Origin of the sequence: Paraburkholderia sp. (assembly GCF_028283785.1) — a bacterium.
GTDB lineage: Bacteria > Pseudomonadota > Gammaproteobacteria > Burkholderiales > Burkholderiaceae > Paraburkholderia.
This window is the reverse complement of sequence record NZ_JAPWKB010000019.1, coordinates 1,032,570-1,049,897: the sequence shown is the minus strand read 5'-3', so window position 1 is coordinate 1,049,897 and position 17,328 is coordinate 1,032,570. Positions and strand designations below refer to the sequence as shown.

The window sequence follows — 17,328 nt, the reverse complement described above, 5'->3', positions numbered from 1 at the left end:
CGCAACGCGTGCCCACTGCGATATGAAGCGCCGCAGCCGCGCGGGTGACGCGCGCTGCGGCGAGCAGGGGCAATCATACCATCGCGCGTGGGCGGTCTTTAACCCGCGCGGACTGATCCGGCGCGCCGCCGGCCGCTTGCGCGGCGCCGTAGCTGACGCTGTGCGCGTCGTCCAGCAACGCCAGTTCGTGCGCTTCGTCGGCGCTCATGCCGCCGTTGTCCCGGGGCGGTTTGCTGCGGGTGCGATGCACCCAGCTGGACAGCAACGACGCCACGACGATGCACGCGCCGCCCGTCCATTCGCGCGGGCCGGGGGTTTCTCCCGCGAACAGCCATGCCGACAACGCGGTCACGACGATTTCGAACAGCATGATGATCGACGCCCGGTTGGCCGGCACGCGCGCGAGGCCGTATTGAACCAGCATATTGTTCGACGCCAGCACGAAACCGAGCCCGAGCACCAGCAACGCCGCCGGGCCGAAATTGGCGATATGCGCGCCGATCGGCGGCGCGGGCATCGCCTCGAAAAACGACGCGATGCAACCGAAGATCGCCGCGCCGCCGAAGATCGTCGCGGTGCGCATTTCGGGTTTCATCTGCGGCAACACGCGGCTGGTCTTGACGATCAGCACGTTGCTCATCGCGAAACCCATGCCGGCGGCGAGCCCGGCCCATTCGGCGGGACTGCCGGGCACCGGCAGACCGAGTTGCGGCGACCACAGCATCGTGACCGCGCCCATCAGCGACAGACCGGCGAGCGCCGCGCCCGACCATGTCAGACGTTCGTGCAGGATGAAGTGGGCGAACAGCGCGGTCCACGCCGGGGTCAGATAGAACAGCAGCAACACGCGCATCACTTCACCGTGGATCGTGCCCCAGACGAAGCCCAGATTGGTGATCCCGGACGCGAAACCGAGCGTGGGCAGCAGCCAGTGCCAGCGCACCGTGGCAAGCGATTTGCGGCGCACCAGCAGCACGAACAGACAGCCCGCGCCGCTCGTCAGCGCGCTCGCGGCCGTGCCGCTGACGCCGAGCGCATTGAGCATGCGCAGCGGATACCAGATCATGCCCCAGACCGACGCGCCGAGCATGATCGCGAGCGTCGGCCAGCCGTTACGCAGCCACGCGGTCATGGCGCGATGCGCCGGCACGGGGCGCCCGGCGGACGGTGCGCGATGGGTCGCGCGAAAATGGAGATGAGGACGTGCATGACGGTGGTGCGTCTCCGTGTTTCATTAGCGGGTCTTCGCGGACGACGGTCGCCTGACCCTTCGTGCTGCGTGCTGCGTACTTCGTGTGCCGTGCTGCCTGCTCTATGTTGCGTGCTGCCTGCCGTGCGCTGCTGGTGGCCGCGCGCCCGGTCGGGCTCCGGCCCGGCTCGCGCCCGGCCACGTTATAATTCGGTGCTCACCGCTGCTGCGCTGTGCGTCCAGCGGTTTCCGGCATCATCTGCATCATCTGAGCCATCCGTTCTGAACATCCGTTTCCCGCCCTTCTTCGTCGTTTCCGATCAGGCCGATCCGCCAAGTGAACCCGCTACTCGACTCCCTTCAGTCCTATCCGTTCGAAAAACTGCGCGTGCTGTTTGCCGACGTCAAGCCGTCCGCCGACCTCAAGCCGATCAGCTTCGGTATCGGCGAGCCGAAACATCCGACGCCCGCGCTGATCCGCGATGCGGTGATCGCGTCGCTCGGCGGTCTGGCGTCGTATCCGGCAACGCTCGGTTCGCTGCCGCTGCGCGAGTCGATCGCAAACTGGGTCACGCAGCGCTACAGCCTGCCGCCCGTCGATCCGGCCACGCAGGTGCTGCCGGTGTCGGGGTCGCGCGAGGCGCTGTTCGCGCTGGCGCAGACGGTGATCGATCCGTGCCGGGACGCGACGGACAACGCATCGGACGATGCCGGTGACGAGCCCGCGATCGTACTCTGTCCGAACCCGTTCTACCAAATCTACGAAGGCGCCGCGCTGCTCGCGGGCGCGCAGCCGTATTTCGTCAATAGCGATCCGGCACGTAATTTCGCCTGCGATTACTCCGCGGTCCCGGAAGCGATCTGGGCGCGCACGCAGCTGGTCTACGTGTGTTCGCCGGGCAACCCGACCGGCGCCGTGATGACGCTCGACGACTGGCGCGAACTGTTCGCGCTGTCGGACCGCTACGGTTTCGTGATCGCCTCCGACGAGTGCTACTCGGAAATCTATTTCGACGAAGCCAACCCGCCGCTCGGCGGCCTCGAAGCTGCGCACAAGCTGGGCCGCAATTTCGAACGGCTCGTGATGCTGTCGAGCCTGTCGAAGCGCTCGAACGTGCCGGGCATGCGCTCCGGCTTCGTCGCGGGCGACGCCGCGATCCTCAAGCAGTTCCTGCTGTACCGTACGTACCACGGCGCCGCGCTGTCCACGGTCTACCAGATGGCCAGCGTGGCCGCATGGAACGACGAGGCGCACGTGCGCGAAAACCGCGCGATGTACGTGCAGAAATTCAACACCGTCACGCCGATGCTCGCCGAGGTGCTCGATGTGCGTCTACCCGACGCCGCGTTTTACCTGTGGGCCGATGTCACGCGCACCGGCCTCACGGACGACGAGTTCGCCCGGCGTCTCTACGCCGACTATAATGTGACGGTCCTGCCGGGCTCGTTTCTCGCGCGTACCGCGCATGGCACGAACCCCGGCCGCAACTTCGTGCGCATCGCGCTCGTCGCCGATGTCGACGAGTGCACGCAAGGCGCACAGCGCATCGTCGATTTTTGCCGTTCGCTCGCGCGCTAACGTCAGTTGATACGCCGCTGACACGCGTCGCCCCTCCATCTTCAGACTTCAACTTCACCACACGAATATGTCGCAACAACTTCAGCAGATCATCGATACCGCCTGGGAAAACCGTGCCGAACTGTCGCCGAAAGCCGCACCGGCCGACATCCGCGAAGCCGTCGCCCACGTCATCGAAAACCTCGACAAGGGCGCGCTGCGCTGCGCCGAGAAGAAAGACGGCGAATGGATCGTCAATCAATGGGTGAAGAAGGCCGTGCTGCTGTCGTTCCGCCTGGAAGACAACGCGCCGATGCCCGCCGGCGGCTACTCGCAGTTCTACGACAAGGTACCGTCGAAGTTCGCGAACTACACCGCTGAAGACTTCGCCGCAGGCGGCTTCCGCGTCGTGCCGCCGGCCATCGCGCGCCGCGGCTCGTTCATCGGCAAGAACGTCGTGCTGATGCCGTCGTACACCAACATCGGCGCTTACGTCGACGAAGGCACGATGGTCGACACGTGGGCCACCGTCGGCTCGTGCGCGCAGATCGGCAAGAACGTCCACCTGTCGGGCGGCGTGGGCATCGGCGGCGTGCTGGAACCGCTGCAGGCAAACCCCGTCATCATCGAAGACAACTGCTTCATCGGCGCGCGCTCGGAAGTCGTCGAAGGCGTGATCGTCGAAGAAAACTCGGTGATCTCGATGGGCGTGTACCTCGGCCAGAGCACCAAGATTTACGATCGCGAAACCGGCGAAGTCACGTACGGCCGCATTCCGGCCGGCTCGGTGGTGGTCGCGGGCAACCTGCCGTCGAAAGACGGCTCGCACAGCCTGTACTGCGCGGTCATCGTCAAGAAGGTCGACGCAAAGACGCGCGCCAAGGTCGGCCTGAACGAATTGCTGCGAGGCGACTGATGGCGAACGCCACGAAGACCGTCGTCTACGGGATTCCGAACTGCGACACCGTGAAGAAAGCGCGGGTGTGGCTCGAAGAACACGGCGTCGATTTCGAGTTTCACGACATCAAGAAAGCCGGCGTGACCGAACCGCTCGTGCAGGACTGGCTGAAGGACGTGCCGCTCGACTCGCTGCTGAACCGTCGCGGTACGACGTGGCGCGCGCTGTCCGACGCGATGAAAGCCGCGGCCGACACGCCGTCCGGCGCAATCGCGCTGATGATCCACAAGCCGTCCGTGATCAAGCGGCCGGTGGTGGTCGTCAATGGCAAGGTCAAGACGCTCGGCTTCAACGCGGAGCAGTACGAGACCCTGTTTGCCTGAACGCGTTTGTACGAACGCAGTCGCGCGCGGCGCCCGTGTTTTCACACGACAACCGCGCGCGCACACGCTGTTGCCGGCGAAGGTGAGTCACCTGTTCGCCGGCTTTTTTTCATCTTCAAGTGGCTTGCACTGAATCCATGTCCGGCACCCTCGCCCTCACCGAACAACTGATCGCGCGTGCGTCCGTCACGCCCGACGACCAGCATTGCCAGCGCCTTCTGATCGAACGCCTGGGCGCACTCGGCTTCGAATCCGAAACGATCGAATCGAACGGCGTCACGAACCTGTGGGCGATCAAACGCGGCGTCGACGGCACGAACGGCAAGCTGCTCGTGTTCGCGGGCCACACCGACGTCGTGCCGACCGGCCCGCTCGAACAATGGGCGTCGGCGCCGTTCGAGCCGACGCATCGTGACGGCAAGCTGTACGGACGCGGCGCGGCCGACATGAAGACGTCGATCGCGGGTTTCGTGGTGGCCAGCGAGGAATTCGTCGCGGCGCATCCGGCGCACCGCGGCTCGATCGCGTTCCTGATCACCAGCGACGAAGAAGGCCCCGCCACCGACGGCACCGTCAAGGTAGTCGAAGCGCTGCAGGCGCGTGGCGAACGGCTCGATTACTGCATCGTCGGCGAACCCACTTCCAGTACGGAACTCGGCGACACGGTCAAGAACGGCCGTCGCGGCTCGATGTCCGGCAAGCTGGTCGTCAAGGGCGTGCAAGGTCATATCGCCTATCCGCATCTGGCTAAAAACCCGGTGCATCTGCTCGCGCCCGCGCTGGCCGAACTGGTGGCCGAGCACTGGGACGAAGGCAACGACTATTTCCCGCCCACCACGTGGCAGGTGTCGAATATCCACAGCGGCACCGGCGCATCCAACGTGATTCCGGGTCACGCCGACGTGCTGTTCAACTTCCGTTTTTCGACCGCGAGCACCGTGGAAGGCTTGCAGGCGCGCGTGCACGCGATCCTCGACAAACACGGCCTCGAATACGACCTCGCCTGGAGTGTCAGCGGCCTGCCGTTCCTGACGCCGCGCGGCGATCTGTCGAACGCGCTCGCCAAAGCCATCAAGGACGAAACCGGCGTCACGACGGAACTGTCCACCACGGGCGGCACGTCGGACGGCCGCTTTATTGCGCGCATCTGCGAACAGGTGGTCGAGTTCGGCCCGCTGAACGCCAGCATTCACAAAATCGACGAGCATATCGAGCTCGCCCATATCGAGCCGCTGAAGAACGTGTATCGCCGCGTGCTCGAACAACTGGTCGCCTGACCGAGGATTTATCAGCGATGACGCTTCCGTTTTCCACCGTCCGCGACCTGCTGCGTTTTGCAGTGACGCGTTTCACCCAAGCCGATCTGTCCTTCGGTCATGTCTCCGCCAACGCTTACGACGAAGCCGCGTATCTGGTGCTGCACACGCTGCATCTGCCGCTCGATATGCTCGAACCGTTCCTCGACGCGCGCCTCGCGCCGGCCGAGATCGACGCCGTGCTGAACGTGATCGAACGCCGGGCGACGGATCGCCTGCCCGCTGCGTACATCACGCAGGAAGCGTGGATGCACGGCTACCGTTTCTTCGTCGATCAACGCGTGATCGTACCGCGTTCGTTTATCGGCGAACTGTTGCAGGATGGCCTGCAACCGTATGTCGAAGATCCGGAACAGGTCGGCGCCGTGCTCGAACTGTGCACGGGCTCGGGCTGCCTCGCGATCCTCGCCGCGCACGCGTTTCCGAACGCGGATATCGACGCGGTGGACCTGTCCGCGCCGGCGCTCGAAGTCGCCACCCGCAACGTCGACGACTACAAGCTCGACGAGCGCATCGCGCTGTTCGAAGGCGATCTGTACGCGCCGCTGCCCGAGCGCCGCTACGACGTGATCATCACCAATCCGCCGTACGTCAACGCCGATTCGATGCAGGCGCTGCCCGCCGAATATCGTCACGAGCCGGAAATGGCGCTGGCAGGCGGAGCCGACGGCATGGACATCGTGCGCCGGATCATCGCCGAAGCCCGCAACTGGCTGACCGACGAAGGCGTGCTGGTGGTCGAGATCGGCAACGAACGCGCGCATGTCGAGGCAGCCTTCGGCGGCCTCGATCTCGTGTGGCTGTCCACCAGTGCCGGCGACGACAACGTGTTCCTGATCCAGGCCGCTGACCTGCCGTCCTGAACGCCGGGCCGAAGCTACAGCCCGCAGCCGACACGCGGCAAAACACGCAGCAACCCCGCCGCCGTTTCCTCACTGAACGGCGGCACCGAACCTCGCCGCCATCCGCGCGACGTTCATTCCCACCGACGAAGCCGACCGCAACACGGAAGGCTTCGGTAAGATGAGCGCGGTCAACCTGCCAGCCGCCCGGTCCAGCCCGATCCGGCGCGCCGGCAGGCATTTCGTGAATCCTGCGCATCCGTTATGCAATTCGATTTGCTTCACATCGGCACGCTGGTGGCGCTCGCACATGTGCTCGGCGTCGTCGCGGCGTGCCACGCCATTCTCAACACGCGCACCTCGCAAGGCGCGATCGCGTGGGCCGTGTCGCTGGTCGCGATGCCCTACTTCACGCTCGTGCCGTATCTGTTCCTCGGGCGCAGCAAGTTCGCCGGTTACGCGGACGCGCGTCGCCTCGACAACGAACTGATGCGCACCCGCACGCATCCGCCCGAGTGGGACGTGCTGGATTCATCGCGCGGCACGCCCACCCACGCGCTCGGCGCCCGCTTCGTCAATTCGCTGACCCGGCTGGGCGGCATGCCGTTCCTGCCGGGCAATCAGGTCCGCACGCTGGTCAACGGCGAAGCCACCTTCGCCGCGATCTTCGACGCAATCGAGCATGCCGAACACTATGTGATCGTGCAGTTCTTTATCGTGCGCGACGATGCGCTCGGCGAGATGCTGAAAGACCTGCTGATCGAAAAAGCGCAACAAGGCGTGCGGGTGTATTTCCTGTACGACAGCATCGGCAGTTTTGATCTGCCGCATCGTTATGTGGCCGCGTTGCGCGCGGCGGGCGTGGAAACGCATCCGTTCGCAACCAACCGGCGCTTCGTCAACCGCTTTCAGCTGAACTTCCGCAATCACCGCAAGATCGTCTCGGTGGACGGCGTGCGTGCGTTCGTCGGCGGTCATAACGTCGGCGTCGAATACCTGGGCAGCAAGCCGCCGCTGTCGCCGTGGCGCGATACGCATATCGAAGTGCGCGGCCCGGCGGTGGCCAGCATCCAGTTCGTCTTCACCGAAGACTGGCATTGGGCGACCCAGCAACTTCCGCCACTCGACACGCCGCCGTTCGACGGCAACGACGAAGGCATGCACTGCCTGGTGATCCCGACCGGTCCCGCCGACAAGCAGGAAACCTGCTCGCTGTTCTTCGTCGAGGCGATCAATGCCGCGCATCGGCGCGTCTGGATCACGACGCCCTATCTGATTCCCGACGAAGCCGTGTTCGCCGCGCTGCGCCTTGCCGTGTTGCGCGGCGTGGACGTACGCATCCTGATTCCCAGCCGGCGCGATCACCTCGTGGTGTTCGAGGCGTCGAAAGTGTATGCATACGATTCCGTGCGCGCGGGAATCCGCGTGTTTCGTTACCGCCCGGGCTTCCTGCATCAAAAGGTGGTGCTGATCGACGACGTCGCGGCTGCCGTGGGTAGCGCGAATCTCGACAACCGGTCGTTCCGGCTCAACTTCGAAGTGACCGTGCTGACCGTGGACACCGGCTTCGCCGCCGAAGTCGAAGCGATGCTGCTGCGCGACTTTGCCGATTCGTTCGAGATAGACCGCAACGAGTATCGCAAGGCGCCGGCGCTGCGCCGCGTGGCGATGCACGTTGCGCGGCTGTTCGCGCCGGTGCTGTGACGCGCAGCCGGAACCTTCCCGGCACCGCAGCGCAGCCGTTCGCGCCGGTTACAGCAGCTTTTCGATATCGCCGACGATTGCGTCGGGCTTGGTCAGCGGCGCGTAGCGCTTGATCACCTCGCCATCGCGATTCACCAGAAACTTGGTGAAATTCCATTTGATCGCTTCGATCCCGAGCACACCCGGCGCTTCGCCCGTCAGATAGCGATACAGCGGATGCGCGTTCGCGCCGTTCACGTCGATCTTGTCGAACATCGGAAACGACACGCCGTAATTCTTTTCGCAGAAACTGCCGATCTGCGTCGCGTCGCCCGGTTCCTGCTTGCCGAACTGGTTGCACGGAAACCCGAGCACGTCGAGACCGCGCGCCGCGTAAGCGTCGTGCAGCTTCTGCAAGCCTGCGTATTGCGGCGTGAATCCGCATTCGCTGGCGGTGTTCACGATAAGCAGCACCCGGCCCTTGTAGCGTTCCAGACTGATTTCCTCGCCGCCCAGCGTGCGCGCCGTGAACGAATACACCGAGGTTGCAGATGTCATAAGCGTCTCTCCCGAAAGCCGTCAGTCTAAGCGAAATGGCCCGTGTGAACAGTCGGCCGAATGGCCGATGCCGCGCATCGGGCGGGCCGGTCTAAAATAGCGTTTTTCTCCAACCGGCGTCACTGTGATCCGCTTTAACCAGTTCAGTCTCGCGCGCGGCACGAAGCCGCTTTTCGACAACACGACGTTCACGCTGAACCCCGGCGAAAAAGCCGGGCTCGTCGGTGCGAACGGCGCGGGCAAGTCCACGCTGTTTTCGGTGCTGCTCGGCGAATTGCATGCCGACGGCGGCGATTTCTCGTTGCCGCCGTCGTGGCAGATCGCACACGTCGCGCAGGAAACGCCCGCCGCAGATAAAACCGCGCTCGCGTACACGCTCGACGGCGACGCCGCGCTGCGCACCATCGAAGCGGAGATCGCCCGCGCGTCGGCCGCGCACGACGGTGCGGCGGAAGGCGAGGCGCACGCCGCATTCGCCGACGCCGACGGCTACACCGCGCCCGCACGCGCCGAAGCGTTGCTGCTCGGTCTGGGCTTCACGATGGAACAGACCCGCGAGCCGGTCAGCAGCTTCTCGGGCGGCTGGCGGATGCGCCTGAACCTCGCGCAGGCGCTGATGTGCCGCTCCGACCTGCTGCTGCTCGACGAACCGACCAATCACCTGGATCTCGACGCGATCGTCTGGCTCGAAGACTGGCTGAAGCGCTATCCGGGCACCGTGGTCGTGATTTCGCACGACCGCGAATTCCTCGATGCAATCTGTAACGTCACGCTGCATCTCGAACATCAGCAGATCAAACGTTACGGCGGCAACTACACGCAGTTCGAAATCCTGCGCGCGCAGCAACTCGCGCTGCAACAAAGCGCGTATGTGAAGCAGCAGCGCACGGTCGAGCATCTGCAAAGCTACATCAACCGCTTCAAGGCGCAGGCCACCAAGGCGCGCCAGGCGCAGAGCCGCGTGAAGGCGCTCGAAAAGATGGAGCTGATCGCGCCCGCGCATGCGGCCTCGCCGTTCACGTTCGAATTCCGCACGCCCGATTCCGCGCCCAATCCGATGCTGGTGATGGAAGGCGTGCGCTGCGGCTATCGCACGGAAGACAACACCGAGATTCCGATTGTCGAGCAGGTCACGCTGTCTATCCAGAACGGTCAGCGCATCGGCCTGCTCGGCGCAAACGGCCAGGGCAAATCCACGCTGATCAAGACGCTCGCCACCACGCTCGATCCGCTCGGTGGTCACGTGCGCGAAGGCAAAGGCTTGCGGATCGGCTATTTCGCGCAGCATCAACTGGAAACGCTGCGTCCCGACGATTCCCCGTTGCAGCATCTGGCGCGGCTCGCGCCGGACACGCGCGAACAGGAACTGCGCGACTTTCTCGGCGGCTTCAACTTCTCCGGCGAGATGGCGACCGCGAAAATCGCGCCGTTCTCCGGCGGCGAAAAAGCCCGTCTCGCGCTCGCGCTGATCATCTGGCAAAAGCCGAATCTGCTGCTGCTCGACGAACCGACCAATCACCTGGATCTCGAAACGCGTCACGCGCTGACGATGGCGCTCGCGCAGTTCGAAGGCACGCTGATCCTCGTGTCGCACGACCGGCATCTGCTGCGCGCCACCACGGATCAGTTCATGCTGGTTGCAAAGCACCGGCTGCATCCGTTCGACGGCGATCTCGACGACTACCGCGACTGGCTGCTGCAACATGCCGCCGAACAGCGCGCCGCGCTGAAAGCGGGCAACGGTAACGGCGGCGGGTCGAATGCGGACGCCGCCGACGGCGACAACGGGCAGAATCGCAAGGGACAGCGCCGTCAGGACGCGGAAACGCGGCAGAAGCTCTCGCAACTGAAGAAGCCGTTGCAGAACCGCATCCAGAAGATCGAAAAGGAGATGGACACGCTGAATGCCGAAAAAGCGACGCTCGATGCGATCGTCGCCGACCCGGCCAGTTACGATGTCGCACAGAAGGCCCGGCTGACCGACGCGATCCGTCGTCAGGCCGAGGTGAATGCGCGCCTCGAAGCACTCGAAGCCGAATGGCTCGACAAGCACGAGGAACTCGAACAAATCGGTTAGCGGCAGCTTCAGTTTTTTCGCCGCGCCCGCATCGACCAGAGGTTGGCATTGTCGACGGTTCAAACATCCCTGCCCTTGCAAGGTTTGCGCGTGCTCGATCTGACGCGTCTGTTGCCCGGCCCGGTGGCCGCGCTAAGGCTCGCGGAACTCGGCGCCGAAGTGCTGAAAATCGAAGCGCCGGGCGCCGGCGACCCGACCCGCACGATGATGCAGTCGTCGGCGGACCGGGTGGCCGGACGGCCCGGTGCGTTCTACCGGATCGTCAATCGCGGCAAGCGTGAAACGCGGCTCGACCTGAAATCCGAAGCGGGACGCACGGTGTTGCGTGCGCTCGCGCGTGAGGCGGACGTGCTGATCGAAAGCTTCCGGCCGGGCGTGATGACGCGGCTCGGTTGCGATTACGAGACCTTGCGCGAGGCCAATCCGAAGCTCGTCTATTGCGCGATCACCGGCTACGGCACCGAAGGCCCGTACGCGCAACAAGCCGGTCACGACCTGAACTACATCGCGTACGCGGGCGTGCTCGACCAGTTGTCGAGCCGCGACGGCGCGCCGATTCTCCCCAACTTCCAGATTGCCGACCTGCTCGGCGGCGCGCTCGCGGCCGTCACGCAGATTCTCGCGGCACTGTGGCAGGTTGCGCGCGGCGGCGAAGGACGCTTCGTGGATGTCTCGATGGCGCATGTCACGCACGCTCACAATCTGGTCGCGCAGATCGGCGTGCTGAACGACGGTAACGCGCCACCGGCCGGCAGCGGGCTGCTGAACGGCGGCGTGCCCTGCTACAACCTGTACGAAACGCTCGATGGCCGCTGGCTCGCGCTCGGCGCGCTCGAACACAAATTCTGGGAAACGTTGTGCATGGCGCTGGATCGGCCCGAATGGGCGGTGCGGCACTGGAGTCTCGGTCAGGCAATCGGCGGCCCGGACGCGAAGGCGTTGACGCTGGAATTGACCGAACTGTTCGGCAATCAGACGCTGGATGACTGGCTGGCGCTGCTGGAACCGCTCGACTGCTGCGTATCGCCGGTGTTGACGGCCGCCGAGGCAGCCGCGCATCCGCTGTTCAATCCGCGTCAGGATCATGCCGACCCGGACAGCGACGAGTCCGACGATGCGAACCACGCGAACGATATGCACGGCCTGAATCCCCAGCACGCGGCGTCACCTGCAGGCCCGTTCGTGCATGGCGGTTATGTGCCGTATGGCGTCAACCCCTATGCCGGCCAGCAACCGGTGGCGCCGCCCGCGCACGAGATGCAGCAGACAGAAACGCTGTCGGACGCGACGGGAGGCGCAATGGGTGAAGTGGCGTCTGAAGGAGCGATCGACGGGTCGCCTGAAAGCGCGGTTGAAGGCGCGGGCAACGCCAATCCGTCCGGTCCCGGCGTACAGCCTGCGGCTCCGGCACAAAACAGCGACGCCGCGCCAGCTGCGCCGCCGATCAATCCGAACCGCCCTCGCACGCCGTACGACACGTAAGTCGCGCGGGTGGCGGCTGCAGCGCAACGGCGTTACCGGTTTTCCGGCGCATCAACCGGCGAACGGTTCTTCCACCGCGCGGCAGCGGCACGGCCCGGCGCAAATCACCGCCGCGGCAAGGTGTGCCGCGGTGTGCCTTCGTCGTCCACGAGGAAGTGCTTGCGGCCTTCGACATGACGGTTGATCGTCGCGCGGACTTCGTCGGCGGTGACGTGTTCGGCGACCACGCGGCGCGAAATCTGGCCGCCCGACCCGATCCACTCGACGATCCGGCACGCGCCGCCCCACGGCTGGCGGATCGGCTCGGACACGCGGCAGCCGCGCAACGTCAGCGGACGGTCGATGAGGGTTTCAGCAGAATGTTTCACGGCGCAATCCTTTCTTCCGCATCAGACGGATAACGAATGCGGCCAGCTTAGGCAAAAAGAATGCGCCGTGCGTTACGGTCACCATGGAGATATTTACCGGACGTTACCGCGCGCCTCGCACGCTGCAACGCGGCAATTTCCGCCGCGCCCGATTATTCGAGGTCGCGAACCCGGTCGATCGCCTGTTCGAGACGTTCGACGGCAATAACCTGTAAGCCGTCGATCGGCTGCTTGGGCGCGTTGGCCTTGGGAATCACCGCCGACGTGAAGCCAAGCTTCGCGGCTTCCTTCAGGCGTTCCTGACCGCGCGGCGACGGCCGGATCTCGCCGGCGAGCCCCACTTCGCCGAATACCACCAAGCCCTTCGGCAACGCTTTGTTACGCATTGACGAGTGGATCGCCAGCAGAACGGCGAGGTCGGCGGCCGGTTCGGTGATCTTGACGCCGCCCACGGCGTTCAGGAACACGTCCTGATCGAAGCAGGCAATGCCCGCGTGCCGATGCAAAACCGCGAGCAGCATCGCCAGACGGTTCTGTTCGAGGCCCACTGCGAGACGACGCGGATTCGGCGCGTTGGCCGAATCGACCAGCGCCTGCACTTCGACCAGCAACGGCCGCGTGCCCTCTTGCGTCACCAGCACGCACGAGCCCGGCACGATCTGCTCGTGCTGCGACAAAAACAGCGCCGACGGATTGGCCACGCCGCGCAAGCCGCGCTCCGTCATCGCGAACACGCCGAGTTCGTTGACCGCGCCGAAACGGTTCTTGAACGCGCGCACCAGACGGAACGACGAATGCGTGTCGCCTTCGAAGTACAACACCGTATCGACGATATGTTCGAGTACGCGCGGACCGGCGAGCGCGCCTTCCTTGGTCACGTGACCGACCAGGATGATCGCCGTGCCCGACTGCTTCGCAATCCGCGTAAGCTGCGCCGCGCATTCGCGGACCTGCGCGACCGAGCCGGGCGCCGACGTCAGCGCTTCCGAATAGATGGTCTGGATCGAGTCGATGACGGCGACATCGGGCCGTTCGCTGGTGATCGTGGCCTGGATTTTTTCGAGCTGGATTTCCGCGAGCAGTTGCAGTTCGCTCGCCTTCGAACCCGGTTCGAGCAACGACAGCCGCTGCGCGCGCAACGCAATCTGCGCCGCGGATTCTTCGCCGCTGATGTAGAGCGCGCGGCGCTCGCTGGCGATTTCCGCGAGCGATTGCAGCAGCAACGTGGATTTGCCGATGCCCGGATCGCCGCCGATCAGCACCACGCCGCCCGGCACCAGGCCGCCGCCCAGCACGCGGTCGAATTCGCCGACGCCGGTGGAAAAGCGCGGGACGTCGGATGCCTGGATATCGGCGAGGCGCTGGACCGGCGCGCTCTTCGCCAGCGCCTGGAAGCGATGCGCGGACGGCGTTTCCGCGACGCCTTCGACCAGCGTATTCCACGCGTTGCAGGCAGGGCATTGACCCTGCCATTTCGGCGATTGCCCGCCGCATTCGGTGCAGCTGTACAGCGTTTTCTGTTTAGCCACGCGTTATTCCGCCCGAACCGGCACACGCGGCGCGACGGCGCACATCAACTCGTAACCGATCGTGCCGCACGCCTGCGCGACGTCGTCGATGGGCAGCGCATTGCCCCACAGTTCGACGCGCGAGCCGACGCCCGCGTTCGGACACGGCGTCAGATCGACGTTCAGCATGTCCATCGACACACGGCCGACGATCCGCGTGCGGATACCGTCGACGATCACCGGCGTGCCTTCCGGCGCGATACGCGGATAGCCGTCCGCGTAGCCGCACGCGACGATGCCCACGCGCATCGGACCGCGCGCCTTGAACGACGAGCCGTAGCCGACCGTCTGCCCTTCGCCGAGCGTCTGCACCGAGATCAGTTCCGACGCGAGCGTCATGGCCGGTTGCAAGCCGGTGCCCTCGATCGCGGCAGTCACACCCGACGGCGATGCGCCGTACAGGATGATGCCGGGACGCACCCAGTCGAAATGCGTGGTGGGATGCCACAGCGTGGCCGCCGAATTGGCCAGACTGCGCGCGCCCGCGATGCCTTGCGCGCCGCGTTCGAAGGCGTCCACCTGATAGGCGACGCCGCGCTGGCTGTCGGCGTCGGAAAAATGGGTCATCAATGTGATCTGGCCGACGCCCTGGCAGGCGCGCGCGCGCTCCCAGGCGGCACGGAATTTCTCGGGCGTGTAGCCGAGCCGGTTCATGCCGCTGTTCATCTTCAGCTGGATATTGACCGGTTTGGACAGGCGCGCCATTTCGAGCATGCGCAACTGCTCGTCCGAATGCAGCGCGGTGCTCAGGCTGTAACGGTCGATCACGTCGATATCGGTGGGACGGAAAAAGCCTTCGAGCAACAAAATTGGCCCGGCCCAGCCCAATTCACGCAACTTCACCGCTTCTTCCAGGTCCAGAAGTCCGAAGCCGTCGGTTGCGCGCAAGCCCGGAAAGGCGCGCGCCAGTCCATGACCGTACGCATTGGCTTTGACGACAGCCCAAATTTTGGAGTTCGGCGCGTAGCGACGGACGACGGCGAGATTATTGGCGAGAGCGGCGGTATGGATCGTGGCTGAGAGGGGGCGCGGCATGAGTTTTTTCAGTAAAGACGCTTGCGAATCAGGAGCTTACAGCGCGTTTTCAGCGCTACAACATCCACTGGGTGGGCCGATCAAGGATTCTGCTAGTCTGAATGTCAGTATTTTCGTGATATAAAGCCGTGCGCACAACCCATTTCGAACGGAATAAGCCCGGACGTATAGCACCCGGCCGGGGCGGACGGACCGCAGCGAGGACAGCATCGCATCAGATGAAAAAAGGTTTTTACACCATCATGGCCGCGCAGTTTTTTTCGTCGCTGGCCGACAATGCGCTTCTGATCGCTGCTATTGCACTGCTGAAAGATCTTCACGCCCCCAACTGGATGACGCCGCTGCTCAAGTTGTTCTTTGTGCTGTCGTACGTCGTTCTTGCCGCCTTCGTCGGTGCCTTCGCCGATTCGCGTCCCAAGGGGCGCGTCATGTTCGTCACCAACACCATCAAGGTGCTCGGCTGCATCACGATGCTGGTCGGCGCGCATCCGCTGATTGCGTACGGCATCGTGGGTTTCGGCGCAGCGGCGTACTCGCCCGCCAAATACGGCATTCTCACCGAACTGCTGCCGCCTGACCGGCTCGTCGCGGCAAACGGCTGGATCGAAGGCACGACCGTCGGTTCGATCATTCTCGGCACGGTTCTCGGCGGCGCGCTGATCAGCCCGCATATCGCCGCGCCCATCCTGCACTACCACATTCCCTCCGTGCACACGCCCGCCGAAGCGGCGATGCTGGTGATCATGGCGATCTACGTGATCGCGGCGCTCTTCAATCTGCGCATTCCCGACACCGGCGCGCGTTATCCGAAACAGGAACGCGGCCCGATCAAGCTCGTCACCGACTTCGCCGACTGCTTCCTCGTGCTGTGGCGCGACAAGCTCGGCCAGATTTCGCTGGCCGTGACCACGCTGTTCTGGGGCGCGGGCGCGACGCTGCAATTCATCGTGCTGAAATGGGCCGAAGTGTCGCTGAACATGTCGTTGTCCGAGGCGGCCATTCTGCAGGCCGTGGTGGCGGTCGGCGTCGCGGCGGGCGCGATCATTGCTGCATCGCGCGTGCCGCTGAAAAAGTCGCTGTCGGTGTTGCCGGTGGGCATCATGATGGGCATCGCCGTGATGCTGATGGCGTTCTACACCCGCAACCTGTTCCCCGCGCATTGGGGCATCTACTTCGGCAAGATTCACGTGCCGGGCTACCTGATCGTCGCGTACATTTTCCTGATGATCGTCGGTGGCTTGTCGGGCTTCTTCGTCGTGCCGATGAACGCGCTGCTGCAACATCGCGGCCACGTGCTGCTGTCGGCCGGTCATTCGATCGCCGTGCAGAACTTCAACGAAAACCTGTCGGTGCTGGTGATGCTGTGCCTGTACGCGGTGCTGGTGTGGCTCGACGTGCCGGTCGCCGCCGTGATCGTGCTGTTCGGCACGTTCGTCTGCGTGATGATGTGGCTCGTGATGCGCCGTCATCAGGCCAATCAGCGCGCATTCGATTCCGTCGCGCTGATCGGCGAAGTCAAGCATTGATGCGCCGACTCGTCGACCCGCTCGCTCCATGACTCAAACCATTCCCAATGTGCTGACGATCGCCGGTTCCGATTCCGGCGGCGGCGCCGGCATCCAGGCCGATCTGAAGGCGTTCTCGGCGCTCGGCGCGTACGGCGCGAGCGTGATCACGGCGTTGACCGCGCAGAACACGCGCGGCGTGACGGCGATCCATACGCCCGACGCGTCGTTCGTGACCGCGCAGCTCGACGCCGTATTCGACGATATCCGTATCGACGCGGTGAAGATCGGCATGCTCGCCAATGCGCAGGTGGTGCGCGCGGTCGCCGACGCATTGCGCCGCCATCGTCCGAAGCACATCGTGCTCGACACGGTGATGATCTCGAAGAGCAATCACGCGCTGCTCGCGCCCGATGCGGTCGCCGCGGTTCGCGACGAGCTGCTGCCGCTTGCCGATCTATTGACGCCGAATCTGCCGGAAGCCGCTGCGCTGCTCGGCCTGTCCGCCGCCACCGACGAGCCCGGCATGCTCGCGCACGGCGAAGCCTTGCGGGCGCTCGGCGCGCGTGCGGTGCTGATGAAAGGCGGCCACCTCACCGCCGCCGACAGCCCCGACTGGCTGATTCAGGACAGCGGCACGTTGCGCCTCGGCGCACCGCGCATTCCGGTGAAAAACACCCACGGCACGGGTTGCACCTTGTCGTCGGCGATTGCGGCGCTGCTGCCGCAGCGCGCGGACCTGGCGAGCGCGGTCGCCGATGCCAAGACCTATCTGACGGGCGCGCTCGAACACAGCGACATGCTGGACGTCGGCCACGGCGTCGGGCCGGTGCATCACTTCTACCGCTGGTGGTAAGCGTGCGGGT

15 protein-coding genes are annotated in these 17,328 nt (G+C 64.7%); 10 read left to right on the top strand and 5 right to left on the bottom strand.

Features of this window, described 5'->3' with window-relative positions; all coding sequences use genetic code 11:
• Nucleotides 1-73: 73 nt before the first annotated feature.
• Nucleotides 74-1,132, bottom strand: a complete 1,059-nt coding sequence (locus PW947_RS27015; RefSeq protein WP_299635434.1) for a DMT family transporter — start codon at nt 1,130-1,132, stop codon at nt 74-76.
• A gap of 394 nt (nt 1,133-1,526) precedes the next feature.
• On the opposite strand from PW947_RS27015, the gene dapC reads away from it, so the two are divergent.
• The 6 genes from dapC (at nt 1,527) to cls (ending at nt 7,890) form a co-directional block, all read left to right on the top strand.
• Entirely contained in the window at nt 1,527-2,768 is a 1,242-nt protein-coding gene (gene dapC / locus PW947_RS27010) for a succinyldiaminopimelate transaminase (protein ID WP_299635433.1), read from the top strand.
• Between the two features lie 67 nt (nt 2,769-2,835).
• Entirely contained in the window at nt 2,836-3,663 is an 828-nt protein-coding gene (gene dapD / locus PW947_RS27005) for a 2,3,4,5-tetrahydropyridine-2,6-dicarboxylate N-succinyltransferase (RefSeq protein ID WP_299635432.1), read from the top strand.
• Nucleotides 3,663-4,028: an ArsC family reductase gene (locus tag PW947_RS27000; RefSeq protein ID WP_299635431.1), complete on the top strand. Its 366-nt coding sequence runs from the start codon at nt 3,663-3,665 to the stop codon at nt 4,026-4,028. The genes dapD and PW947_RS27000 overlap by 1 nt, the downstream gene beginning before the upstream one ends.
• A gap of 137 nt (nt 4,029-4,165) precedes the next feature.
• A complete protein-coding gene (gene dapE, locus PW947_RS26995; protein WP_299635430.1) occupies nt 4,166-5,305 on the top strand; it encodes a succinyl-diaminopimelate desuccinylase in 1,140 nt (379 codons plus the stop codon).
• A 17-nt stretch (nt 5,306-5,322) separates the two neighbouring features.
• Nucleotides 5,323-6,207, top strand: a complete 885-nt coding sequence (gene prmB / locus PW947_RS26990; protein ID WP_299635429.1) for a 50S ribosomal protein L3 N(5)-glutamine methyltransferase — start codon at nt 5,323-5,325, stop codon at nt 6,205-6,207.
• 243 nt (nt 6,208-6,450) lie between these two features.
• Complete coding sequence (cls, locus tag PW947_RS26985; protein WP_299635428.1) at nt 6,451-7,890, top strand: cardiolipin synthase; 1,440 nt, start codon at nt 6,451-6,453, stop codon at nt 7,888-7,890.
• A 48-nt stretch (nt 7,891-7,938) separates the two neighbouring features.
• Here the strand turns inward: cls and PW947_RS26980 are convergent, their stop codons facing one another.
• The gene (locus PW947_RS26980) at nt 7,939-8,427 is read right to left on the bottom strand and encodes a glutathione peroxidase (RefSeq protein WP_299635427.1); all 489 of its coding nucleotides are present in this window, start codon (nt 8,425-8,427) and stop codon (nt 7,939-7,941) included.
• A gap of 124 nt (nt 8,428-8,551) precedes the next feature.
• Here PW947_RS26980 and PW947_RS26975 point away from each other — a divergent pair, with 124 nt between their 5' ends.
• Together PW947_RS26975 and PW947_RS26970 are read left to right on the top strand one after the other, a co-directional pair.
• Nucleotides 8,552-10,504, top strand: a complete 1,953-nt coding sequence (locus tag PW947_RS26975; protein ID WP_299635426.1) for an ATP-binding cassette domain-containing protein — start codon at nt 8,552-8,554, stop codon at nt 10,502-10,504.
• A 48-nt stretch (nt 10,505-10,552) separates the two neighbouring features.
• Nucleotides 10,553-11,986 (top strand): CaiB/BaiF CoA-transferase family protein, encoded by a 1,434-nt coding sequence (locus PW947_RS26970; protein WP_299635425.1) that lies wholly within the window; start codon nt 10,553-10,555, stop codon nt 11,984-11,986.
• Nucleotides 11,987-12,090: 104 nt separating this feature from the next.
• Here PW947_RS26970 and PW947_RS26965 read toward each other — a convergent pair whose 3' ends face one another.
• From PW947_RS26965 to alr, 3 genes are all read right to left on the bottom strand, one after another.
• On the bottom strand, nt 12,091-12,354 hold the full coding sequence (locus PW947_RS26965; RefSeq protein ID WP_299635424.1) for a DUF2866 domain-containing protein: 264 nt from the start codon (nt 12,352-12,354) through the stop codon (nt 12,091-12,093).
• 152 nt (nt 12,355-12,506) lie between these two features.
• Nucleotides 12,507-13,883 carry a DNA repair protein RadA gene (radA, locus tag PW947_RS26960; RefSeq protein ID WP_299635423.1) on the bottom strand — a complete coding sequence of 459 codons (1,377 nt, stop codon included), beginning with the start codon at nt 13,881-13,883 and terminating at the stop codon, nt 12,507-12,509.
• A gap of 3 nt (nt 13,884-13,886) precedes the next feature.
• Nucleotides 13,887-14,957, bottom strand: a complete 1,071-nt coding sequence (alr, locus tag PW947_RS26955; RefSeq protein ID WP_299635422.1) for an alanine racemase — start codon at nt 14,955-14,957, stop codon at nt 13,887-13,889.
• A 218-nt stretch (nt 14,958-15,175) separates the two neighbouring features.
• On the opposite strand from alr, the gene lplT reads away from it, so the two are divergent.
• The gene (gene lplT / locus PW947_RS26950; protein ID WP_299635421.1) at nt 15,176-16,483 is read left to right on the top strand and encodes a lysophospholipid transporter LplT; all 1,308 of its coding nucleotides are present in this window, start codon (nt 15,176-15,178) and stop codon (nt 16,481-16,483) included.
• 28 nt (nt 16,484-16,511) lie between these two features.
• Nucleotides 16,512-17,318: a bifunctional hydroxymethylpyrimidine kinase/phosphomethylpyrimidine kinase gene (gene thiD, locus PW947_RS26945; protein ID WP_299635420.1), complete on the top strand. Its 807-nt coding sequence runs from the start codon at nt 16,512-16,514 to the stop codon at nt 17,316-17,318.
• Nucleotides 17,319-17,328: the final 10 nt, after the last annotated feature.